General features: G+C 37.1%; 16 protein-coding genes, 3 tRNA genes and 4 rRNA genes. 5 read left to right on the forward strand and 18 right to left on the reverse strand.

Annotation, left to right across the window (positions count from 1 at the left end):
• From U9966_RS00200 to rnt, 4 genes are all read right to left on the reverse strand, one after another.
• Positions 1 to 387, reverse strand: a complete 387-nt coding sequence (locus U9966_RS00200; RefSeq protein WP_306347805.1) for a GDP-mannose 4,6-dehydratase — start codon at positions 385 to 387, stop codon at positions 1 to 3.
• Positions 388 to 526: 139 nt separating this feature from the next.
• Positions 527 to 784, reverse strand: a complete 258-nt coding sequence (locus U9966_RS00205; RefSeq protein WP_306347804.1) for a hypothetical protein — start codon at positions 782 to 784, stop codon at positions 527 to 529.
• An 83-nt stretch (positions 785 to 867) separates the two neighbouring features.
• Positions 868 to 1,629: a hypothetical protein gene (locus U9966_RS00210; RefSeq protein WP_211599227.1), complete on the reverse strand. Its 762-nt coding sequence runs from the start codon at positions 1,627 to 1,629 to the stop codon at positions 868 to 870.
• A 148-nt stretch (positions 1,630 to 1,777) separates the two neighbouring features.
• Complete coding sequence (gene rnt, locus U9966_RS00215; protein WP_306347803.1) at positions 1,778 to 2,461, reverse strand: ribonuclease T; 684 nt, start codon at positions 2,459 to 2,461, stop codon at positions 1,778 to 1,780.
• A 200-nt stretch (positions 2,462 to 2,661) separates the two neighbouring features.
• On the opposite strand from rnt, the gene lepA reads away from it, so the two are divergent.
• From lepA to hemA, 3 genes are all read left to right on the forward strand, one after another.
• On the forward strand, positions 2,662 to 4,455 hold the full coding sequence (gene lepA / locus U9966_RS00220; RefSeq protein ID WP_306347807.1) for a translation elongation factor 4: 1,794 nt from the start codon (positions 2,662 to 2,664) through the stop codon (positions 4,453 to 4,455).
• A gap of 191 nt (positions 4,456 to 4,646) precedes the next feature.
• Positions 4,647 to 5,090 (forward strand): NfeD family protein, encoded by a 444-nt coding sequence (locus U9966_RS00225; protein WP_211599229.1) that lies wholly within the window; start codon positions 4,647 to 4,649, stop codon positions 5,088 to 5,090.
• A gap of 95 nt (positions 5,091 to 5,185) precedes the next feature.
• The gene (gene hemA, locus U9966_RS00230; RefSeq protein WP_306347802.1) at positions 5,186 to 6,499 is read left to right on the forward strand and encodes a glutamyl-tRNA reductase; all 1,314 of its coding nucleotides are present in this window, start codon (positions 5,186 to 5,188) and stop codon (positions 6,497 to 6,499) included.
• Positions 6,500 to 6,595: 96 nt separating this feature from the next.
• Here the strand turns inward: hemA and U9966_RS00235 are convergent, their stop codons facing one another.
• The 6 genes from U9966_RS00235 to proB form a co-directional block, all read right to left on the reverse strand.
• Positions 6,596 to 7,978, reverse strand: a complete 1,383-nt coding sequence (locus tag U9966_RS00235) for a Na+/H+ antiporter family protein (protein ID WP_306347801.1) — start codon at positions 7,976 to 7,978, stop codon at positions 6,596 to 6,598.
• 265 nt (positions 7,979 to 8,243) lie between these two features.
• On the reverse strand, positions 8,244 to 8,780 hold the full coding sequence (locus tag U9966_RS00240; RefSeq protein ID WP_306347800.1) for a hypothetical protein: 537 nt from the start codon (positions 8,778 to 8,780) through the stop codon (positions 8,244 to 8,246).
• A gap of 54 nt (positions 8,781 to 8,834) precedes the next feature.
• On the reverse strand, positions 8,835 to 10,049 hold the full coding sequence (locus tag U9966_RS00245) for an FAD-dependent monooxygenase (RefSeq protein WP_306347799.1): 1,215 nt from the start codon (positions 10,047 to 10,049) through the stop codon (positions 8,835 to 8,837).
• Positions 10,050 to 10,333: 284 nt separating this feature from the next.
• Entirely contained in the window at positions 10,334 to 10,918 is a 585-nt protein-coding gene (locus U9966_RS00250; RefSeq protein WP_338000880.1) for an MOSC domain-containing protein, read from the reverse strand.
• A gap of 85 nt (positions 10,919 to 11,003) precedes the next feature.
• On the reverse strand, positions 11,004 to 12,266 hold the full coding sequence (proA, locus tag U9966_RS00255) for a glutamate-5-semialdehyde dehydrogenase (protein WP_306347798.1): 1,263 nt from the start codon (positions 12,264 to 12,266) through the stop codon (positions 11,004 to 11,006).
• A gap of 13 nt (positions 12,267 to 12,279) precedes the next feature.
• The gene (gene proB, locus U9966_RS00260) at positions 12,280 to 13,392 is read right to left on the reverse strand and encodes a glutamate 5-kinase (RefSeq protein WP_306347797.1); all 1,113 of its coding nucleotides are present in this window, start codon (positions 13,390 to 13,392) and stop codon (positions 12,280 to 12,282) included.
• A 589-nt stretch (positions 13,393 to 13,981) separates the two neighbouring features.
• Here proB and glyA point away from each other — a divergent pair.
• A complete protein-coding gene (glyA, locus tag U9966_RS00265) occupies positions 13,982 to 15,244 on the forward strand; it encodes a serine hydroxymethyltransferase (RefSeq protein WP_306347796.1) in 1,263 nt (420 codons plus the stop codon).
• 80 nt (positions 15,245 to 15,324) lie between these two features.
• Here glyA and thrS read toward each other — a convergent pair whose 3' ends face one another.
• Positions 15,325 to 17,256 (reverse strand): threonine--tRNA ligase, encoded by a 1,932-nt coding sequence (gene thrS, locus U9966_RS00270; RefSeq protein ID WP_306347795.1) that lies wholly within the window; start codon positions 17,254 to 17,256, stop codon positions 15,325 to 15,327.
• Between the two features lie 207 nt (positions 17,257 to 17,463).
• Between thrS and U9966_RS00275 the strand changes: the two genes are divergently transcribed.
• Positions 17,464 to 17,724: a GrxA family glutaredoxin gene (locus tag U9966_RS00275; protein ID WP_306347794.1), complete on the forward strand. Its 261-nt coding sequence runs from the start codon at positions 17,464 to 17,466 to the stop codon at positions 17,722 to 17,724.
• A 390-nt stretch (positions 17,725 to 18,114) separates the two neighbouring features.
• On the opposite strand, the gene U9966_RS00280 is transcribed toward U9966_RS00275, so the two are convergent.
• From U9966_RS00280 to U9966_RS00310, 7 genes are all read right to left on the reverse strand, one after another.
• Positions 18,115 to 18,190, reverse strand: a tRNA-Trp gene (locus tag U9966_RS00280).
• A gap of 9 nt (positions 18,191 to 18,199) precedes the next feature.
• A tRNA-Asp gene (locus U9966_RS00285) sits at positions 18,200 to 18,276 on the reverse strand.
• Between the two features lie 13 nt (positions 18,277 to 18,289).
• A 5S ribosomal RNA gene (rrf, locus tag U9966_RS00290) occupies positions 18,290 to 18,405 on the reverse strand.
• A gap of 52 nt (positions 18,406 to 18,457) precedes the next feature.
• Positions 18,458 to 18,573, reverse strand: a 5S ribosomal RNA gene (gene rrf, locus U9966_RS00295).
• Positions 18,574 to 18,723: 150 nt separating this feature from the next.
• Positions 18,724 to 21,632 (reverse strand): 23S ribosomal RNA (locus tag U9966_RS00300).
• Between the two features lie 261 nt (positions 21,633 to 21,893).
• Positions 21,894 to 21,969, reverse strand: a tRNA-Glu gene (locus U9966_RS00305).
• 86 nt (positions 21,970 to 22,055) lie between these two features.
• Positions 22,056 to 23,597, reverse strand: a 16S ribosomal RNA gene (locus U9966_RS00310).
• Together the 16S, 23S and 5S rRNA genes with 3 tRNA genes alongside form the textbook arrangement of a ribosomal RNA operon.
• Positions 23,598 to 23,850 lie beyond the last annotated feature (253 nt).

Below are 23,850 nucleotides of genomic sequence, written 5' to 3' on the forward strand. Positions count from 1 at the left end.
TTATATCCTATTTTTATTACCCAAATACCACTCAACGGTTCTACGAATACCCGTTTCAAAAGTTTCCCGTGGTTTCCATCCCAATTCTCGTTGAATTTTAGTTGCATCAATCGCATAACGCACATCGTGTCCTGGTCTGTCTTTGACAAAAGTAATTAAATCAGGCTGATATTTTGCAAAAACTTGCTTCAATGTAACCGCATCACAAATATCAACTTGTTCAAAATGATATCTTTCGCTTTCAGACACACTATCAAGAGATTCTAAATTTCCTGCATAAGTTAATTTATCTACATTGATGACACTATCATCCGTACTCTCAATAATATGACGAATAACTGCTGAGCCAATAAATCCAGCACCACCTGTGACTAATATTTTTTTCATTTTATTATCCTACTAATACGATTTTATATTTAAGTCTTTTAAATCTAAGAATACGTAAATTAAATCTAACATTGTAAATCTACAAATTCTTTCTTATAAAACTCTATATCCTGAGTTATTATTTCGTCATAAAAATTATTCAAATGTTTATTTTCTTCACTAAACTAAATTTAGTTAAATTGGCTACAAAATGAGAGTAATCAAAATATTTTGGTTTACCAGAAGATTTATATACAACACAAAAAATAAATTTGTTATCTTTTGGTTTTTCAAAGTTTTTTAATAACTCTTTTAAAATTATTGTTCCTGATTTAAATTTAGATTTAGATTTAGATTTAGATTTAGATTTAATATTATCAACATTAATATTCTTAACTTTAGGATTTTTAAACTCCACAAAATAGAGAGAGCCTTTGTATTTCTTTTAAGTTTTCTTGTGTTCGATTTTTAACATTTTTTTGTAAGCATCTAACATTTAAACTAATTTTTTTCACCATTATCAATCAATTTATTTCTAATATACAAATAAATTGACTCTAAAATGTTCTTATAATACAAAATATCGTTTAACGCCTGAACCATTTCATAAGGTTCATCATCATATTGATGAGCGATCCTATTTCTTTTTTCTCTTAATGCAAGCCACTCATTCTTATCTTCTAAAAAATGTAATTTCTCTAACCGATTTAATATATCTAAAAAGGGAAGTGGTTCAATATTTGGTTCATAGATAGCTAAAATAGATTTAAATATTTTTTGTCCTAATGTGTCCTGTAATTTTGAAAAACGGTAGAGATATTGGTCAATATTTCGCACTTCATTTTTATTCAAAGTTGTATATTTACTTACACTTAAAGGAATAATATCCTTTATATCTTCATAAGCCTCATTTATTCTCAACAGGTGCTTGTCACATTCATTAAGGTATTTTCGTAATTTTATTTGTCCAATATCTAGTTCCATTCCTTTCATAGCCTCTCTCTCAATTACTCTATTTCTATCTGAAGCAATAATAAGATCAATTTTTTGCTCACCGATCTCATTTTGTAAAGCAATCAGAAATTTACTTTTTAAAGAAAAAGGATTTTCACTATTTTCTTCTGGGATTAAATATAAATCTATATCCCCCCCTTTTACCTGGTCATCTAAACGACTTCCAAAAAGAAAAATTTTACTTTCAAAACCAAAATATTTATTTTTTAGTGCGATAATACACTGTACTTCATTAAGCGTTAGCCTCATTCAAATTTTTACCTATTATGATACTTTTTATGTATTCTATTCCAAACTATTCTAATTCAAAATTACTACATTAGTTTGATTATACTACGACGAACTAACATACAACAAGCTCTATTTTCAATCACATACTGCTTACAAAACATCACATTTATTTAACATCACTCGTTTGTATCACTGGAAAACCACCTAACTCTTTGAACTTATTCACCATTTTACAAAATAATTCAGCGGTAATTTCAGTATCGTATAATGCACCGTGCGCTTGTTTGTTATCAAAAGGGATTTCAGCCATTTGGCAGGCTTTCACTAACACAGTTTGCCCATAAACAAAGCCTGCAAGAGTTGCGGTGTCAAACATTGCGAACGGATGGAAAGGATCACGTTTTGCACCAATACGTTTTACTGCTTGTTGCAGGAACTGTTGATCAAAAGTGGCATTATGTGCCACAATTATCGCTCGCTGACAACCTTGCTCTTTCATCGCTTTGCGTACCATTTTAAACATTTCTGGAATAGCAACAACCTCAGCGATTGCTCCACGATTTTCGTCTTCTAAATTTATCCCATTTATTTTCAAAGACTCAGGGTTAATATTTGCCCCTTCAAAAGGTTTGATGTGAAAATGACATTTTTGATCAGCGATTAAATACCCTTTTTCATCCATTTTTACGGTAATTGCAGCCAACTCCAATAATGCGTCTGTTTGTGCATTCAAACCAGAGGTTTCCACATCAATCACTACAGGTAAATATCCTCTAAAGCGATTTTTTAATAAATTGTAATCTATTGTTTCTGTTTGTTTTTCTGATGGTTGTTCTGTTTTTTCTGACATTATCATTTGTGTTTAAATTAAAATTCAAACACATTATAGCAAATATTGTACAGAAAAAATTGCAAAAAATTTGTTAAATGTGACCGCTTTCCTTTTCAATTTATGTTGCTTTCAGGTAAAATTCATCGGTTATACTTTTATCAACTGATTTACAGGAAAATATTCCTTATAAAAAATAGAAACGGAAATATAAAATGGAAATGAAAAATATTCGTAACTTTTCGATTATTGCCCATATTGATCACGGCAAGTCGACACTTTCTGATCGCTTAATTCAAACTTGTGGTGGTTTAACAGAGCGTGAAATGGAATCTCAAGTGCTAGATTCAATGGATTTAGAACGTGAGCGTGGTATTACCATTAAAGCTCAAAGTGTTACCTTAAATTATAAAGCAAAAAACGGTGAAACTTATCAACTTAATTTTATCGATACTCCTGGACACGTGGATTTCTCTTATGAAGTATCTCGCTCACTGTCTGCCTGTGAAGGTGCATTATTAGTCGTAGATGCAGGGCAAGGCGTGGAAGCACAAACTTTGGCAAACTGTTACACTGCAATGGAAATGGATTTAGAGGTTGTTCCTGTTTTAAATAAAATTGACTTACCTGCTGCTGAACCTGAACGTGTCGCAGAAGAAATTGAAGATATTGTAGGTATTGAAGCCATTGAAGCTGTTCGTTGTTCTGCAAAAACAGGTCTGGGCATTGAGGATGTTTTAGAAGAAATCGTGACTAAAATGCCAGCACCAGAAGGTGATCCAAATGCAAAATTGCAAGCCTTAATTATTGATTCTTGGTTTGATAATTACTTAGGCATTGTATCATTGGTACGTATTAAAAATGGTACGTTACGTAAAAATGATAAAATCAAAATGATGAGTACAGGGATTAATTATAATATTGATCGCTTGGGTATCTTCACACCAAAACAAACAGATACTGATGTACTACATTGTGGTGAAGTTGGCTGGGTTGTTTGTGGAATTAAGGATATTTTAGGTGCCCCTGTGGGTGATACCATTACCCATCAACACAATGCAGCAACGGATATTTTACCGGGTTTTCAAAAAGTAAAACCTCAGGTTTATGCGGGTTTATTCCCAATTAGCTCTGATGATTATGAATCATTCCGTGACGCATTGGGTAAATTAAGCTTAAATGATGCTTCATTATTCTACGAACCAGAAACCTCTTCGGCTTTAGGCTTTGGCTTCCGTTGTGGTTTCCTTGGCTTATTGCATATGGAGATTATTCAGGAACGGTTAGAGCGTGAATATGATTTAGATTTAATTACCACTGCTCCAACTGTAGTTTATGAAGTAGCACTGAATAATGGTAATGTGGAATATGTAGATAGCCCTGCAAAATTACCACCATTAAATAATATTGCAGAAATTCGTGAGCCAATTGCTGAATGTCATATTCTTGTACCACAGGAATATTTAGGTAACGTCATTACCCTTTGTATTGAGAAACGTGGTGTACAAACCAATATGGTTTATCACGGTAATCAAGTTGCTTTAACCTATGAAATTCCAATGGGTGAAGTGGTATTAGATTTCTTCGATAGGATTAAATCAACTTCTCGTGGCTATGCATCTTTGGATTATAATTTTAAACGCTTCCAAGCTGATGATATGGTGCGAGTGGATGTAATGATCAATGGTGAACGTGTTGATGCTCTTGCTCTCATTATTCATAAAACTAATGCAGCTTTCCGTGGTCGTGAATTAGTTCAAAAAATGAAAGATTTTATTCCTCGTCAGCAATTTGACATTGCTATTCAGGCGGCGATTGGTAACCAAATTATTGCTCGTTCAACGGTTAAACAATTACGTAAAAACGTATTAGCAAAATGTTATGGTGGTGACGTCAGCCGTAAGAAGAAATTATTACAAAAGCAGAAAGATGGTAAAAAACGAATGAAATCTGTGGGTAATGTTGAATTACCACAAGAGGCATTCCTTGCCATCTTACACGTCGGCAAGGATTAGTTTTTAATCTAAAAATAAGCGGTGACATTTTGTTTGAAATTTGCAAATTTTCTTTAGAATGTTACCGCTATATTTTATTTTTTCAGTGAGAAATAATTGATATTTCTTAGTAGATCGGTTATTTTTATCACAAAATATAGTATTGCATATTTTTATAAAATTGTGATATTTAGGAAATTAAGGAGAAATAAATGGAATGGTTTACTGCTTGGAATAGTTGGTTAATTGCGGGTTTTGTATTACTTATTTTAGAGGTGTTTTTATCTGGCGTATTCTTTATGTGGTGGGGTTTTGCCGCAATGATTATGGCAGGAATAGTCGCTGTTTTTAACATTTCCATTTCGTGGCAATTTGCAATTTTTGCTGTGTTAGCCTCTATTTTTAGTTTTCTTTGGTGGCGTTATCAACAAAGAAAAAATTTAGAACCCGATGAGGCTTCTTTTCTAAATCAGCGAGATCACGCAATGCTTGGTAAACAAGGGCGTGTGGTTGAAATTTTAGATAGTGGTGCTGTGCGTGCTAAATTTGCCGATACCACTTGGAAGGTTGAAGGTATGCAATTAAACGTCAATGATTTGGTTAAGGTGGTTGATGTGGAAGGAATAACGTTAAAAGTAGAAAAACTTTCTGACTAAAAAAACGACAAAGTTGCAACAAATTTCAGATTGTTTAAAATGTCTCTCTTGCCTCTCTGGTTTGAGAGATTTTTATTTTTTTATAGTGGGTTAAAATGACAATTCTTGTTGTGGGTATCAATCATAAAACTGCCTCAGTAAAATTACGTGAGAAAATTGCTTTTGTGGATGAGCATCTTGCTGTTGCTTTAACACAAATTTCACAACAAAAATTAGCAGAAAGTGCTGTTATTTTATCCACTTGTAATCGTACAGAAATTTATTTTCATCATTCACAAATTCCTCCTCAGTCTGATAATCCTGTAAATATTCAATGGTGTAATCACTGTGTCACTTGGTTATCTAAATTTCATCACTTTGATCTAGTTGAATTACAGCAATCCATCTATTTTAAGCAAAACTTTGATGCTGCAGAACATTTAATGTCTGTTGCTTGTGGCTTAGACTCTCTGGTTTTAGGTGAACCTCAAATTTTAGGACAAGTGAAAAAAGCATATCAACAAAGTGAGCAATTTTATTTAACACAAAAAATGACTTTTTCAATTAAGTTATCTCGTTTATTTCAGAAAACATTCAGTACCGCAAAACGAGTTCGTTCAGAAACGGATATTGGTGGTAGTGCTGTTTCTGTTGCCTACGCCGCCTGTGGGTTAGCTCGTCAAATTTTTGATGATTTTTCAAAAATTCATTTTTTAATGGTGGGCGCGGGGGAAACCATTGAGTTAGTCTGTCGTTATCTTGTACAACATAATGCGAAAAATTTGATGGTTGCTAATCGTACAAAAGCACGAGCTGAACAGTTACAAGAAAAAATAGGTGAAATGGAAATTTTATCTTTAGATCAGTTACAAATAGGATTAAATAAAGCCGATATTGTGATTAGCTCAACAGGAGCCAGTGAGCCTCTTATTTCTAAGGAGATGATTACGCAGGCTCAACAATCTCGCTATTTTGCTCCTTTATTATTAATTGATATTGCCGTTCCTTGTGATATTGAAGAGGGCGTTGATAAGTTAGAGGGTGTGTATGCCTATAATGTGGATGATTTAGAGGCGATTATCAATCAAAATTTAGCCCAGCGTCAACTTGCAGCAGAGCAAGCTAAAAATATTGTTTACCAAGAGTGTCGAGCTTTCTTTGAATGGCTAAAGCAATTGCAATCTAGGGATTTAATCAAATTTTATCGTCAAAGTGCAGAACACATACGTTTACAATTATTAGAAAAAGCACAATATTCCCTTTCCCAAGGGGAAGATCCTCAAAAAGTGTTGACTGAGCTAAGCTATAAATTAACTAATCAATTATTACATTGTCCAACCGCCACTTTGCAAGATATGGCAAAATCAGATAATGTGAAAGGGTTACAATGTTTTTCAAGGAATTTAAGGTTAGATAAACCTTGTAAATAAATGACAGATAATATAGAAATAAAAAAGCACCTATTTTGGTGCTTTTAATGTACTGAAAATTGGGATAAACCCACTTTCTAGGTGTCATATTTTTACTTACAAAATCATCGCAGCAATCCAGCCAAATGCTAACAATGGAATATTAAAGTGTAAAAAGGTAGGAACCACAGAATCCCAGATATGGTCGTGTTTACCATCCGCATTTAGACCTGATGTTGGACCTAAGGTTGAATCTGATGCTGGAGAACCCGCATCACCAAGTGCCGCAGCAACGCCTACAATAGAAACAGTTGCGAGTGGAGAAAATCCAAAGGATAAACAAAGTGGCACATAAATGGACGCAATAATAGGTACTGTTGAGAAAGATGAACCAATCCCCATTGTAATGAAGAGACCCACTAACAACATCAAAAATGCGGCTAAGCCTTTGTTATCTGCTCCAATAGTATTACTTAATACCGTCACTAACTCAGGAACACCACCAGTTGAATTTACAACATTGGCAAAGCCTGAGGCAGCAATCATCACAAATCCGATCATCGCCATTAAACGTAAGCCTTGCTGAAATATATCATTACTCTCTTTTAGTTTAAAGATACCGCCAAGTGCAAAAATAATTAAACCTGCAAGCCCGCCCATAATTGTTGAGCCAGTTATAAGTTGTACCATACAAGTAATAACAATAGCTGCAATGCTTACGCCAATATGGAAAGGTCGCACTCTTGCTACTCGCTCTTCAATACTTTCAGCGGTTGGTTCAGGAGCATCTTCTATATAAGTACGTGGTTTACGATAGCTTACAAAAAAGGCAAATAACAAACCTAAAATCATACCTAGAACAGGAATTAACATTGCTTTTGATACTTCTATTACAGAAGTGGTTATTCCCAAATCTGCTCCTGCCATATTAATATTCTTAACCAATACGCTTTGAATAAAGATTTGACCAAATCCAGCAGGAATTAACATATAAGTTGCAGTTAGACCAAAAGTTAATGCACAAGCCACTGCTCGACGATCCATTTTCAGTTGATTCATCACACTAAGTAATGGAGGCACAACAATTGGAATAAAGGCGATATGGATTGGGATAATATTTTGTGATGACATAGAAAATGCTACTAACACAAATAGTAGAATATATTTAAACCAAAATACTGAACGACCAGAAGGTTGCTTTCCAAAATGTTGAATGATTTTATAAGAAAGTAAATCTGTGACACCAGATTTAGAAAGTGCAACGGCAAAAGCACCTAAGACGGCATAATTCATTGCAGTTTCAGCACCTCCACCTAGACCACTAGAGAAACTACTGATAGTTTTAGATACGGCATCTGAAAACGCGATACCATCAACACCATAATTTCCGATAATACCGCAAATTAAGGCTGAAATAATAAGTGCAATTATTACATTTATTCGCAACAAACTTAAAACAAGCAATGCAATAATTGAGATAACAACTTCATTTGATAACATTGTGTTTGACCTCTTTTTTATTAGAATTAAATTAATACTGTAATGAAAAAATTACAATTGTCTAGTATTTTTTAAGCAACATTAAAAATAAGAAGTATTTAATTCTTAATTTTTTATTCTGCGAGTAATACCCGTGCTTTAGAAAGAGGAGTTTATATTAGTGAGCATCAAGAAACTGTACTTTTTTAATACTTGAATTTAATATTGGAGTAAAAAAAGAGCAAATTTAAAAACTAACTTTGCTCTTTTTATCTAAACGGTTCTTTTACTTTTTATCATCTATTGATGTATCTTGAAGAAAACCAAATTTTACTGCTAATTTGGTTTGGATTGTTTGAAGAGCTTGAGCATTGGTAATTAATGAATTTTTTTCCATAATTAATGCGTTTTTCTCTTCCTCACTTTTAATCTGTTGTGCTTTTTTAGTAAAATCAATGGTTTGCTGTAATACAGATACCATCTTATCACGTAAGCCTTTTACTTCTGTATCTTGAAGATTAAGATTACTATATTTTTTTATTGTATCTTCAATTAAAACAAAGAACTTTCCAGAAGCTACATTAAGGGCTGCCTTATCTTTGTTTGCTGCCGCTTGCATAACTTCCTTCTGAACGGTCTCTAATGCAGGATTAAATGCTTGATCTAACTCCATCAGTTGTTTAAATTCTTCCTTTGGTTCAACAACAGAAACCTCTATATTTTGTTTGTTATCACTTGATGTTTCTGTATTATTTGTTTTGTCACACCCTATCAAAAAAATAGACAACAAAGCAACGATACTAATTTTCTTAACATTATTCATTTAACATTCCTTAATTAAAAATCAAATTAATCAATACGTAGATTGATTATCACATTATATCTTAGAGATAGATGGTAGTCCAACCGCTTGTTTTATCAATGTGCTTTTCACTAAAGGTAATTGATTGGTTAAATTGAGTCCAACTCCTCGTATCAATTTTTTAACGGGGTTATTCCCTGAAAAAGTCTCTTTTAAGACGCCCATTGCACCTAAAAGTTTCACAGCTTCTACCTTTCTTTTTCTTTCATACTCTCGCAAATGACGATATTCACCAATATCTACACTTGTTTCTAAATTAGTTTTAATCTGGGTTGCCATTTCCATTGCATCAGCAAAACCTAAATTAACGCCAAGACCTGCCAGAGGATGAATGGTATGTGCAGCATCGCCCACTAAAGCAATTCTATTTTGTGCAAAATCACGGCAATAACGAGCGGTAAGCGGGTAGATCCCTCGAGGATTTTGCAAATCTGTCACTAGTTCACACAAACCCAACTTATTATCAAATGCAATTGTTAAGGCTTTATTAAACGCTATAACATCACAGTTTAATAAGGTTTTGGCTTTTTCTGGAGGAAGTGACCATACAATAGAACAATGATATTCATCATTCAAAGGCAGAAAAGCCAGAATGCTATCAGGTGAGAAAATTTGCCACGCTGTTTGTTGGTGGGCTTCTTGTGTTTTTACATTACAAACTAAAGCAGTATGTTGATAATCCTTTGAAATTAAAGGCATATTCATTTGTGAACGAACCCAAGAATTTGCACCATCCGCACCAATCACCAATTTAGACGTCAACATTTCATTATTATCTAAAGTTAAAAATGCACCAGTTTCATTAATGGAGAGAGTTTGTGGTTGAGCTAAGATAATTTCTACATTTGGCTGCTTGCTCACTTGTTGCCACAATGCATTTTGAATATGCTGATTTTCAATAATAAAGCCGAGCTGCTCTAAACCCAAAGATTTAATTTCATTTGCGGTATTATCAAATTCAATTTTAGCAAAGCTGTCTTTTTCCCAAACGTGCATTTTAGAATAAGGGGATTTTTTATTCTCTGGAATAAACTGCCATATCCCTAATTTTTCTAGCATTGTCTGGCTTGCAAAATTAATGGCACTGACTCGATGAGTCAATAAATTAGGATCAAAAAAAGGTGTGGAACGTTCAATAATAGTAATTTGACAATTCGCATTTTCTAACAGTGCAGCTACTGCCAACCCCACCATTCCACCGCCAATAATGGTAATATCGGTACTTTTCATTACTTTATTCCTATCTAAATAAATTGGATGTAGTTTAACAAGCAATAGCTTAAAGCGGAATAAATTTAGATCAATTATTTGCTATTTTATTCATATTGTATGCTGTCACCAACTTTTAGTATGCCTAATTTAGAACCATAACCACAAACGCCAAACATCGGCTTTTTATCAATAATCCGATATTGTTTAAGATAATGATCTACTGCCCTCTCTTTCTCTAGTGTTTGAGGATTAATACTTGGAATAGCACAGCGTTCACAAAGCTTTGTAATGGTTAATTCAATTTATTTTGTATGTATTTTCTGCCAACTATCTTCTATAAAAGCAGTTAATTGTTCATCAGGTGTACTTTTGCCAATCACAATATTAGGACGAAAACGTTGTACATCAATGTGAAAATCAGCGAGTGACTGTTGAGCGTGTTCTAATGAAGATTCTGTTAATAAATGCACTGCTTGACCATCTTGAAAAAGAATATTCTTCCGTGTATTAAAAGTATCCTCTGGACGAGTGGCAAATAAACGAACAGGACGTCCAATAATCTCACTTAGGAAAATGGCAACATCATCGCCTTGATCAAATGCAGGCACGTCTCGTCGCCACACTGTTGTATTCACTTTGTTAATATATTGTTTTTCAAATATCACTGAACGATGGTTAAAATAAAGTTTAACTTTTGTTTGATCAACTAACTCCACGTCAATATGAGCCAAGATTTTATCACTTCGTTGGGTAACAAATTTACCTGTTTCATCAACAATCATCATTTCACGATCATAACGCAAACCACTTTTTAACAAATCAATGGAAGAGACTGAAATACCTTTACAAGATTTTATGGGATAAATCCATAATTGAGTAATAACCATATTTTCCTCATTTAATAAAAATTATTTTAGTGAGCGGTCACATTTTTTTAAAAATTTGTGAATAACAAAAACTATTTACTCACATTTAAGATCTGCTCGCATAATCACTCGAACAGACCCATTTGTAAGTTGTCAAAGCATCTAACCCCATTGGTCCTCTCGCGTGCAGTTTTTGAGTGCTTACGGCGACTTCTGCCCCTAATCCAAATTGAGCACCATCAGTAAAACGTGTACTGGTATTCACATAAACACAAGCAGAGTCTACTTGACGAATAAATAAATCTGCTAGTTGAGGGTTTTGAGTTAAAATTCCATCTGAGTGTTGGCTCCCATATTCACGAATATGAGTAATCGCTTGTTCAAAATTTTCCACCACAACAATATTTAAATCAGTAGAAAGCCATTCTTGACGTAGTTTTTCATCATTGGTTGCTTGAATTTCAATCCCCGCTTTTTCTAATATTTTATAAGCGGTAGGATCGCAATGAAATTTTGCAAATTTTTGTTGTAATCGTACCGCTAGTTTTGGTAAAAATTGTTCTGCAATAGAATGTTGTACTAATAATGTTTCTAAGGTATTACAAGTACTTGGACGTTGTGTTTTTGCATTTTCAATAACAGGAATGGATTTTTCCAAATTTGCCGTTTCTTCTACAAATAAATGACAAACCCCGATACCTCCGATAATCACAGGGATGGTTGAATGCTGTTTACATAGTTCTTGTAATTTTGCCCCACCACGAGGGATTATCATATCCACATATTGATCAAGTTTGAGTAAATCTAGTACTAATTGGCGATCGGTATCAGTAATAAGTTGCACGGAGTTTTCAGGCAATTCTGCCTTTTTTAATGCCTTTTGAATAACCTCAACTAATACAATATTAGAATGTTGCGTTTCACTGCCACCACGTAAAATAACTGCATTTCCTGTTTTTAAACACAGTGTTGCAATATCAATTGTTACATTAGGTCGTGCTTCATAAATAGCACCCACTACGCCAAGTGGTACACAAACACGTTTGATTTCTAAACCACTGTCTAAGCGACCACCATCTAAAATTTGACCAACAGGATCAGCTAATGAAATTATATTGCGTACGTCATTAGCAATAGCAATTAAACGTTCTTCTGTCAGAAGCAAGCGGTCAATTAAAGCATCACTTAACCCATTTTGTTTGGCTTTTTGTATATCAAGCGTATTAGCTTTTAATATAGAAGCGGTATGATCTTCTAAACTTTTTGCAATAATCTCAAGAGCATTATTTTTTTGTTGCTGTGAGAATTGAGCAAGTTCAAAAGAAGCGTGTTTAGCTCGCTTTCCTATTTCAATCAGTTTTGTTGTCATTTTATATCCTCATTTATAGAAGTACCATATCGTTGCTATGAATAGCCACTGCACCATATTGATAACCTAAAATACTTTCAATATATTGTGATTTTTTACCTTTAATTAAATCCAGCGCTTCACTGTTATAACGCACCATACCTCTTGCAACAGGTTGGTCTTGTGTATTTTTTATTAAAACAACTTCACCTCGTGAAAATCGTCCATTAACAGAAATAAGACCCGCGGGAAGCATAGATTTATGTTGTTTTAAGGCATTCTCTGCGCCATCATCAACTTGTAATGCCCCCATAATGGGTGCTGCAAATAACCACTGTTTACGGCTTTCAAGTAAATCATTTGCAACTGTAAATTTTGTCCCAATATCCATACCATTAGCCAAGTTAATAATCACATTTTTATCACTACCAGATGCAATAATGGTTTCAATCCCTGAACGAGTGGCAATATCCGCAGCCGTAATTTTAGTACTCATTCCTCCTGTCCCCAATCCTGATACACTTCCCCCCGCAATTGCTTTAATTTCATCCGTAATCTGATTTACCACAGATAATAATTTTGCATTTGGATTTGTTCGAGGATCACTATCAAATAACCCTTGTTGATCAGTTAAAAGATAAAGTTGTTCAGATTGTGCAAGAATAGCAGTCAGCGCAGATAAATTATCATTATCTCCAATTTTAATTTCTGCCGTTGCAACTGCATCATTTTCATTAATAATTGGAATAATGTGGTTATCCAGCATTGCATTTAGAGTATCTCTTGCATTTAAAAAGCGTTCACGATCTTCTATATCTGCACGACTTAATAAAACTTGTCCAATTTTTATATTATAAATATCAAATAATTTTTCCCAAGTTTGAATAAGTTGGCTCTGTCCAACTGCAGCAAGTAATTGCTTTGACGCAATAGTGGATGGGAGTTCAGGATTTCCTAAATAATGTCGCCCTGCTGCTATTGCTCCTGATGTAACAATGACTATTCTCACACCCTGTTTATGCAGTTCTGTACATTGACGAACAATCTCCAACATTTGAGGACGATTTAAGTTTAATGATCCTTGAGTTAAAACACTCGTACCAAATTTTATAACAATAGTTTTTGAAGAAATTTTTTTATATACCATCTAGTCCTCATTCAATAAAGTTAAAACTACTCTTTTCTCTTGGCTCATATTGTACACTATTACTGATATTTAGTGTGTCTAACTTAATACTATAACGTCAAACCTAAACAATAATTTTAAAAAATATTCATTGATTCTATTTTTTAACTATTTAAAATATAGATAGTATTTAATACTATATTGATCTTCTAATCTAATAAAAAAATAACCTAATTAGGGAGTAACCAAGTGAAAAAATTAATGTTTTTATTAATAGTAATCGGCGGATTTATGCTTACAGCTTGTGATAAAAAAGATGACTGTTTAGACGCTGGCAATAGCTATAACGAAACGACACAACAATGTGAGAAATAATTAAGTGACATCATCTTTATTCTAAATGAATGAAAATGATGTCAACTTTGGTATATTTTTGATTTAATGTCACCGCTAAATAGTATATAAAATTTCTCTCTATGTGAAATAAGCCTACCTAATCATCCCTTCAAACATCACACTTTTTTACTAGAAAAAACTACCCATCCAATTTAAAAATGCGTACAATAAGAGCTATATTGATCCTGCCCATCTTACTATAAAGGAGAACGAAATGTTAAGTCGAAATATGAATATTGCTGATTATGATCCTGTTTTATGGCAAGCTATTTTAGATGAAAATTGTCGTCAAGAAGAACACATCGAACTTATTGCTTCTGAAAACTATACCAGCCCACGCGTAATGGAAGCACAAGGTTGCCAATTTACCAATAAATATGCCGAAGGCTATCCGGGTAAGCGTTATTATGGTGGTTGTGAATTTGCTGATATTGCGGAACAGCTTGCGATTGATCGAGCCAAAGCATTATTTGAGGCTGAATATGCCAATGTTCAACCTCATTCAGGTTCTCAAGCTAATGCTGCTGTCTATATGGCATTATTACAACCTGGTGATACGATTTTAGGAATGAGCCTTGATCACGGCGGACACTTAACTCACGGAGCAAAAGTGAGTTTCTCTGGTAAAATTTATAATGCTGTACAATATGGTATTACTGCTGATGGTGTGATGGATTATGAAGATATCCGTCGTCAAGCTATTGAATGTAAACCAAAAATGATTATAGCAGGTTTCTCTGCTTATTCTCAAATTGTTGATTGGGCAAAAATGCGTGAAATTGCCGATGAAGTGGGAGCTTATTTATTTGTTGATATGGCTCACGTTGCAGGATTAATTGCAGCAGGTGTTTATCCTAACCCTGTTCCTTATGCTCACGTGGTCACTACAACGACGCACAAAACCTTAGCTGGTCCTCGTGGTGGTTTAATTCTTTCAGGTTTAAAAGATGAAGAGTTACATAAAAAATTGAACTCTGCTGTATTCCCTGCCAATCAAGGTGGTCCATTAATTCACGTAATTGCTGCAAAAGCAGTTTGCTTTAAAGAAGCAATGGAAGATGATTTTAAAGTTTATCAAAAAGAAGTAGTAAAAAATGCTAAAGCAATGGTGAAAATCTTCCAGCAACGTGGTTATGACATTGTCTCAAACGGAACAGAAAACCATTTATTCTTAGTGAATTTAATCAAAAAAGGCATTACAGGAAAAGCCGCTGATGCCGCATTAGGTGCTGCAAATATTACTGTGAACAAAAACTCTGTTCCAAACGACCCACAAAGTCCATTTGTGACATCTGGTCTTCGTATTGGTACTCCTGCGGTCACTCGTAGAGGTTTTAAAGAACAAGATGTGATTGAGTTAGCAGGTTGGATTTGTGATGTGTTAGATGCTGTTAGTAAAGACAATGAGCAAGCAGTAATTGAGAGTACAAAACAAAAAGTATTAGCTATTTGTAAAAAATTACCTGTTTATGCTTAAACATCGTTAATAAATCATTAATAAAAAAAAAGAGGTAGCCTATATGATATAAGCTACCTCTTTTTTATTACGCTATATTTTTACTCTTCTTCAAATAATTTTAGATCTCGATGACGTACTTGTGTTTTCAACATTTGAACAAATTCATCAACACTAATTGAACCTAAATCTTTCCCTTTACGAGTACGCACAGCCACTTTTCCTTCGGCAATTTCTTTATCGCCACAAACTAGCATATAAGGGACACGACGTAAGGTATGTTCACGGATTTTGAATCCAATTTTTTCATTACGTAAATCTGCTTTTACTCGTAAACCCGCATCAGACAATTTTTTCACAACACCATTTACATAGTCAGCTTGGCTCTCAGTAATATTTAATACTACCGCTTGCATTGGTGCTAACCACGCAGGGAAGAAACCTGCATACTCTTCGGTAATAATACCGATAAAGCGTTCTAGTGATCCTAAAATAGCACGGTGGATCATTACAGGTGTTTTACGATCATTATCTTCTGCCACATAAGATGCATTTAAACGACCAGGTAAAGCAAAGTCTAACTGAATAGTTCCGCACTGCCATTCACGACCTAAACAATCGTGTAGCGTAAATTCAATTTTAGGACCGTAGAATGCCCCTTCACCTTCTTGAATTTCATAGCTTAAACCATTCGTTTTTAATGCCGCCGCTAAGCCTGCTTCTGCACTGTCCCACATTTCATCAGAACCGATACGGCTTTCAGGACGAGTAGATAGTTTGACTTCAATATCATTAAACCCAAAAGTGCTGTAAATATCATAAACCATTTTGATACAGCTGGTTACTTCACTTTCCACTTGATCTTCAGTACAGAAAATATGGGCATCATCTTGGGTAAAGCCACGTACACGCATTAAACCGTGCAATGAACCTGATGGTTCATTACGATGACAAGATCCAAATTCTGCCATACGCAATGGTAAATCACGGTAAGATTTTAACCCTTGATTAAATATTTGTACGTGACCAGGGCAGTTCATCGGTTTCACACAATATTCACGGTTTTCTGATGAAGTAGTAAACATTAATTCACCATAATTTTGCCAATGTCCTGTACGTTCCCAAAGTACACGATCCATCATAAACGGACCTTTTACTTCTTGGTAATCATATTCTTTTAATTTAGTACGCACAAAGGTTTCTAATTCACGGAAAATTGTCCAACCGTCATTGTGCCAAAACACCATACCTGGTGCTTCTTCTTGCATATGGTATAAATCTAACGCTTTCCCAATTTTACGGTGATCACGCTTCGCTGCCTCTTCTAAGCGTTTTAAATAAGCATTTAATTGTTTTTTATCCGCCCAAGCTGTCCCATAAATACGTTGTAGCATTTTATTGTCACTGTTTCCACGCCAGTATGCTCCTGCCACTTTTTGTAATTTGAAGTGTTGGCAAAAACGCATATTTGGTACGTGAGGACCACGACACATATCAATATATTCTTGATGATGATACAACGCTGGGGTGTCACATTTATCAATATTTTCGGTTAAAATTTCTAATTTGTAAGATTCACCACGTGCGTCAAAAGCATCATAAGCATCTTGCCAACTACCCACTTTTTTAATCACTTCATAATTTGTTTTAGCAAGCTCTAACATTCTTTTTTCAATTTTTTCTAAATCTTCAATGGTTAAAGAATGATCTAAATCTATATCATAGTAGAAACCATTATCGATCGTAGGACCAATCGCCATTTTTGCATTTGGGTACAGTTGCTTTATAGCGTGTCCTAAAAGATGAGCACAAGAGTGACGAATAATCTCTAAACCATCTTCATCTTTTACGGTAATAATTTCTAATTTACTGTCTTGTTTAATCATATCGCACGCATCAACACGGACACCATTTACACGACCAGCAATAGTTGCTTTAGCAAGACCTGAACCGATACTTTGAGCAACCTCCAAAACAGAAACTGCTTGTTCAAATTGACGTGTTGAGCCATCTGGCAAAGTAATAATTGGCATAATTTTTTTCCTTTACAGTGGTCGCCCATACAAAAGGCAACTTGTTATTAATAAAATAAAAAAGGCAGATTTCCCTCTGCCCTACAAATTCTTGCTTATTGTCACCTTTACAACAGGTAAATAAGCGGTAAGATTTTATCATAAATTTGCAAATTCTCAAATTAGATGCGATGATTTGGTTTTAATTGTTTTTATAGGAATGTACTTATGTTTATTGAAATTTACGGACGTTTAAGCTGTCCTTATTGTACTCGTGCTATCGCACTAGCTAGAAAAATGAAAGTAACATTAGATGATGTTAATTTCAAATTTGTTGATATGGAAACAAATAATATTTCAAAATCTGATTTAGAGCCAAAAGTGGGCAAACCTGTTAGGACGGTACCACAAATTTTTATTGATGATAAATATGTTGGTGGCTGTACCGAATTTCAAACTTTAGTGAAACAACAGTTTGGTATTAAATAAGTATTTCAAATACATAATATTGTGGATACAACAAATACCCTTTATACCGCTCTAAAATATGACAAATAACAATATTATTCACAAACAACAAAATAGTACACAAAACTACTGAACAAGGTAAAGTTTTGTCACAATTTAATTTATCTATATATTTAAATTAAAAAAAGCAGAACTTTTCTGCCTCATAAACTCTTTGTTTATTTTTCCCTTACATATATAGGTGAAAAAATGGTTTATTTCTAACATAATTTTTCAAATCAGATGTCATTATGTACAAGAATTTTTAATTTAAAAAAATGATAAAGTGTAGAATTTTGTAGCTACCTAACCATTTCTTCATTCACATAGAAAATAAAGACTTGTTAGTAATATTTACTCAATAATAAGAAATGGCAGGGGCGGAGAGACTCGAACTCCCAGCATTCGGTTTTGGAGACCGACGCTCTACCAATTGAACTACGCCCCTAAAAAGAGTTGGCGGAATGGACGGGATTCGAACCCGCGACCCCCTGCGTGACAGGCAGGTATTCTAACCAGCTGAACTACCACTCCGCAAATTTGGAAAATCTAACAGTGTCCTACTCTCACATAGGGAGACCCTACACTACCATCGGCGTTACAGCATTTCACTTCTGAGTTCGGTATGGAGTCAGGTGGTACTACTGCACTATTACTGTTAGAAAAATTTTTATTAAGTTAGTCTACTCATAATGAATAAACTAATGTAATAAAACCCTGATGGTGTCCTACTCTCACATAGGGAGACCCTACACTACCATCGGCGTTACAACTTTTCACTTCTGAGTTCGGTATGGAATCAGGTGGTTCCGTTGCACTATGGCCATCAGGAAAATCTGTCGATATTTATATCTAATCTTTTCTTCATTCTTTAAATTAAAAACAAGCTTCTACTTTAACTTTCTTAAACTTCAAACTCCAACCTTACAGTCTTCTGTCTTCCGTCCTCTGTCTTCTGAAACAAAAACACTTGAGTGTTGTATGGTTAAGTCTCTCGGGCAATTAGTACAGGTTAGCTCAACGTCTCACAACGCTTACACACCCTGCCTATCTACGTCTTAGTCTCAAACAACCCTTACAATCTTATAGATTGGGAGAACTCATCTCAAGGCTAGTTTCGTGCTTAGATGCTTTCAGCACTTATCTATTCCGCATGTAGCTACCCAGCAATGCTTCTGGCGAAACAACTGGAACACCAGTGATGCGTCCACTCCGGTCCTCTCGTACTAGGAGCAGCCCCTTTCAATTCTCCAACGCCCACGGCAGATAGGGACCGAACTGTCTCACGACGTTCTAAACCCAGCTCGCGTACCACTTTAAATGGCGAACAGCCATACCCTTGGGACCTACTTCAGCCCCAGGATGTGATGAGCCGACATCGAGGTGCCAAACACCGCCGTCGATATGAACTCTTGGGCGGTATCAGCCTGTTATCCCCGGAGTACCTTTTATCCGTTGAGCGATGGCCCTTCCATTCAGAACCACCGGATCACTATGACCTACTTTCGTACCTGCTCGACATGTCCGTCTCGCAGTCAAGCTTGCTTATACCATTGTACTAACCTCACGATGTCCGACCGTGATTAGCAAACCTTCGTACTCCTCCGTTACTCTTTGGGAGGAGACCGCCCCAGTCAAACTACCCACCAGACACTGTCCGAACACCCGTTTCGGGCGCTTCGTTAGAACATCAAACGTTAAAGGGTGGTATTTCAAGGTTGACTCCACAATAACTGGCGTTACTGCTTCTAAGTCTCCCACCTATCCTACACATTAAAATTCAAGGTTCAGTGTCAAGCTATAGTAAAGGTTCACGGGGTCTTTCCGTCTAGCCGCGGGTACACCGCATCTTCACGGCGATTTCAATTTCACTGAGTCTCGGGTGGAGACAGCCTGGCCATCATTATGCCATTCGTGCAGGTCGGAACTTACCCGACAAGGAATTTCGCTACCTTAGGACCGTTATAGTTACGGCCGCCGTTTACTGGGGCTTCTATCAGAAGCTTCTCTTTCGATTACATCATCAATTAACCTTCCAGCACCGGGCAGGCATCACACCCTATACGTCCACTTTCGTGTTTGCAGAGTGCTGTGTTTTTAATAAACAGTTGCAGCCAGCTGGTATCTTCGACCGGTTCAACCTTCACCCGTAAAGGGCTACAATCTACGCCGGCGCACCTTCTCCCGAAGTTACGGTGCTATTTTGCCTAGTTCCTTCACCCGAGTTCTCTCAAGCGCCTGAGTATTCTCTACCTGATCACCTGTGTCGGTTTACAGTACGATTTATAATAACCTATGCTTAGTGGCTTTTCCTGGAAGCGTGGTATCAGTTACTTCAGCTCCTTAGAGCCTCGTCATCACTTCTCGGTGTTATTCAGAATTCCGGATTTGCCTAGAATTCCCACCTACCGGCTTAAACAGGGATATCCAATACCCTGATAACCTAACCTTCTCCGTCCCCACATCGCAGTTATTACAAGTACGGGAATATTAACCCGTTTCCCATCGACTACGCTTTTCAGCCTTGCCTTAGGGGTCGACTCACCCTGCCCCGATTAACGTTGGACAGGAAACCTTGATCTTCCGGCGAACGAGTTTTTCACTCGTTTTATCGTTACTTATGTCAGCATTCGCACTTCTGATACGTCCAGCAAACCTCTCGATTCACCTTCATCCGCTTACAGAACGCTCCCCTACCCAATGAATAGAATTAACTATTCAATGCCGCAGCTTCGGTGCTATATTTGAGCCCCGTTACATCTTCCGCGCAGGCCGACTCGACTAGTGAGCTATTACGCTTTCTTTAAATGGTGGCTGCTTCTAAGCCAACATCCTAGCTGTCTAAGCCTTCCCACTTCGTTTCCCACTTAATATAGACTTTGGGACCTTAGCTGGCGGTCTGGGTTGTTTCCCTCTTCACGACGAACGTTAGCACCCGCCGTGTGTCTCCTGAGTATCACTCTTTGGTATTCGGAGTTTGCATCGGGTTGGTAAGCCGGGATGGCCCCCTAGCCGAAACAGTGCTCTACCCCCAAAGGTGTCCGCTCAAGGCTCTACCTAAATAGATTTCGGGGAGAACCAGCTATCTCCCGGTTTGATTGGCCTTTCACCCCCAGCCACAAGTCATCCGCTAATTTTTCAACATTAGTCGGTTCGGTCCTCCAGTTAGTGTTACCCAACCTTCAACCTGCCCATGGCTAGATCACCGGGTTTCGGGTCTATACCTTGCAACTAAACGCCCAGTTAAGACTCGGTTTCCCTACGGCTCCCCTATTCGGTTAACCTTGCTACAAAATATAAGTCGCTGACCCATTATACAAAAGGTACGCAGTCACAACACGAAGTTGCTCCTACTGCTTGTACGTACACGGTTTCAGGTTCTATTTCACTCCCCTCGCAGGGGTTCTTTTTACCTTTCCTTCACAGTACTTGTTCACTATCGGTCAATCAGGAGTATTTAGCCTTGGAGGATGGTCCCCCCATCTTCAAACAGGATATCACGTGTCCCGCCCTACTTATCGTTAGCTTAGTTCCACAATTGCATTTTCAGATACGGGATTATCACCCTCTATGATTGAGTTTCCCAACTCATTCTCTTAATACAAATGCTAAAACTAACTGGCTCTTCCACTTTCGCTCGCCGCTACTCACAGAATCTCGGTTGATTTCTTTTCCTCGGGGTACTTAGATGTTTCAGTTCTCCCGGTTCGCTTCAATGACCTATGTATTCAGTCATTGATAATAGGTTCTTCACCTATTGGGTTTCCCCATTCGGAAATCTTGGAATTATCACGTTTCTTATCAACTCTTCCAAGCTTATCGCAGATTAGCACGTCCTTCTTCGCCTCTGATTGCCAAGGCATCCACCGTGTACGCTTAGTCACTTAACCATACAACCTCAAGTATTCTTAAAATAAAGAAAACCCAACATTGTTACATTAAACAACTCAAGTTCGTATGTTGCTTTTGTTCAACATACTATTTTTTAGTTTCTTACTCAGACTTCTTCTCAAAAAACAGCCACTTTAACAAATTACAGTTTTAATTCCTGTCATCTGTCTTCCGTACTCTGTCTTCTGAACTTGAAAGTCTTCAGTTTTCAGCTTGTTTCCAATTTTTTAAAGAACAATAAGATAATAAATATCTTTAAATGGCGTCCCCAGGGGGATTCGAACCCCCGTTACCGCCGTGAAAGGGCGATGTCCTAGGCCTCTAGACGATGGGGACAACATTTAGAGATACTCTTATCTCTTTTTTGTCTCTTATTTCTCTATCAAACAATCTGTGTGAGCACTCATTGTCGCTTATTCAGGTAAGGAGGTGATCCAACCGCAGGTTCCCCTACGGTTACCTTGTTACGACTTCACCCCAGTCATGAATCATACCGTGGTAAACGCCCTCCCGAAGGTTAAGCTATCTACTTCTGGTACAACCCACTCCCATGGTGTGACGGGCGGTGTGTACAAGGCCCGGGAACGTATTCACCGCGACATTCTGATTCGCGATTACTAGCGATTCCGACTTCATGGAGTCGAGTTGCAGACTCCAATCCGGACTTAGACGTACTTTCTGAGATTCGCTTACCTTCGCAGGTTCGCCGCCCTCTGTATACGCCATTGTAGCACGTGTGTAGCCCTACTCGTAAGGGCCATGATGACTTGACGTCGTCCCCACCTTCCTCCAGTTTATCACTGGCAGTCTCCTTTGAGTTCTCAGCATTACCTCGCTAGCAACAAAGGATAAGGGTTGCGCTCGTTGCGGGACTTAACCCAACATTTCACAACACGAGCTGACGACAGCCATGCAGCACCTGTCTCATAGCTCCCGAAGGCACAAGACTATCTCTAGTCTCTTCTATGGATGTCAAGAGTAGGTAAGGTTCTTCGCGTTGCATCGAATTAAACCACATGCTCCACCGCTTGTGCGGGCCCCCGTCAATTCATTTGAGTTTTAACCTTGCGGCCGTACTCCCCAGGCGGTCAATTTATCGCGTTAGCTACGGGCGCCAGGCTTAAAGCCCAACCCCCAAATTGACATCGTTTACAGCGTGGACTACCAGGGTATCTAATCCTGTTTGCTACCCACGCTTTCGCACCTCAGCGTCAGTCTCTCTCCAAGGGGCTGCCTTCGCCTTCGGTATTCCTCCACATCTCTACGCATTTCACCGCTACACGTGGAATTCTACCCCTCCCTAGAGGACTCTAGTCGCCCAGTCTCAAATGCAATTCCCAAGTTAAGCTCGGGGCTTTCACATCTGACTTAGACAACCGCCTGCGTGCCCTTTACGCCCAGTTATTCCGATTAACGCTCGCACCCTCCGTATTACCGCGGCTGCTGGCACGGAGTTAGCCGGTGCTTCTTCTGCGACTAACGTCAATGTTTGCACCTATTAGATACAAACCCTTCCTCATCGCTGAAAGAACTTTACAACCCGAAAGCCTTCTTCATTCACGCGGCATGGCTGCATCAGGGTTTCCCCCATTGTGCAATATTCCCCACTGCTGCCTCCCGTAGGAGTCTGGACCGTGTCTCAGTTCCAGTGTGGCTGGTCATCCTCTCAAACCAGCTAGAGATCGTCAGCTTGGTGAGCCTTTACCTCACCAACTACCTAATCTCACTTGGGCTCATCTCGTGGTATATGGTCCGAAGATCCCATACTTTAATCTTTCGATATTACGCGGTATTAGCTACAGTTTCCCGTAGTTATCCCCCTCCACAAGGCAGATTCCCAAGCATTACTCACCCGTCCGCCACTCGTCAGCAAGAAAGCAAGCTTTCTTCTGTTACCGTTCGACTTGCATGTGTTAAGCCTGCCGCCAGCGTTCAATCTGAGCCATGATCAAACTCTTCAATTAAAAGTTTAATCGCTCAATAAACTGACATAGAATTTTTATTAAAAAAATTTTCAGTGACACTTATTAAGACTTCTTTATTTCAAATATTTTTTTCAAATAAGTCAATCAACAAGTGCCCACACAGATTGTCTGATAAATTGTTAAAGAGCAAAAAACAACGACGCACCTAGCAAAATCTTTCACAACAGTGCGTCGTTGTGTGTGGCGTATTATAGAGATTTCAAAATACAACGCAAGTACTTTTTGGAAAAAT

Source organism: Pasteurella atlantica (assembly GCF_963693435.1).
GTDB lineage: Bacteria > Pseudomonadota > Gammaproteobacteria > Enterobacterales > Pasteurellaceae > Phocoenobacter > Phocoenobacter atlanticus.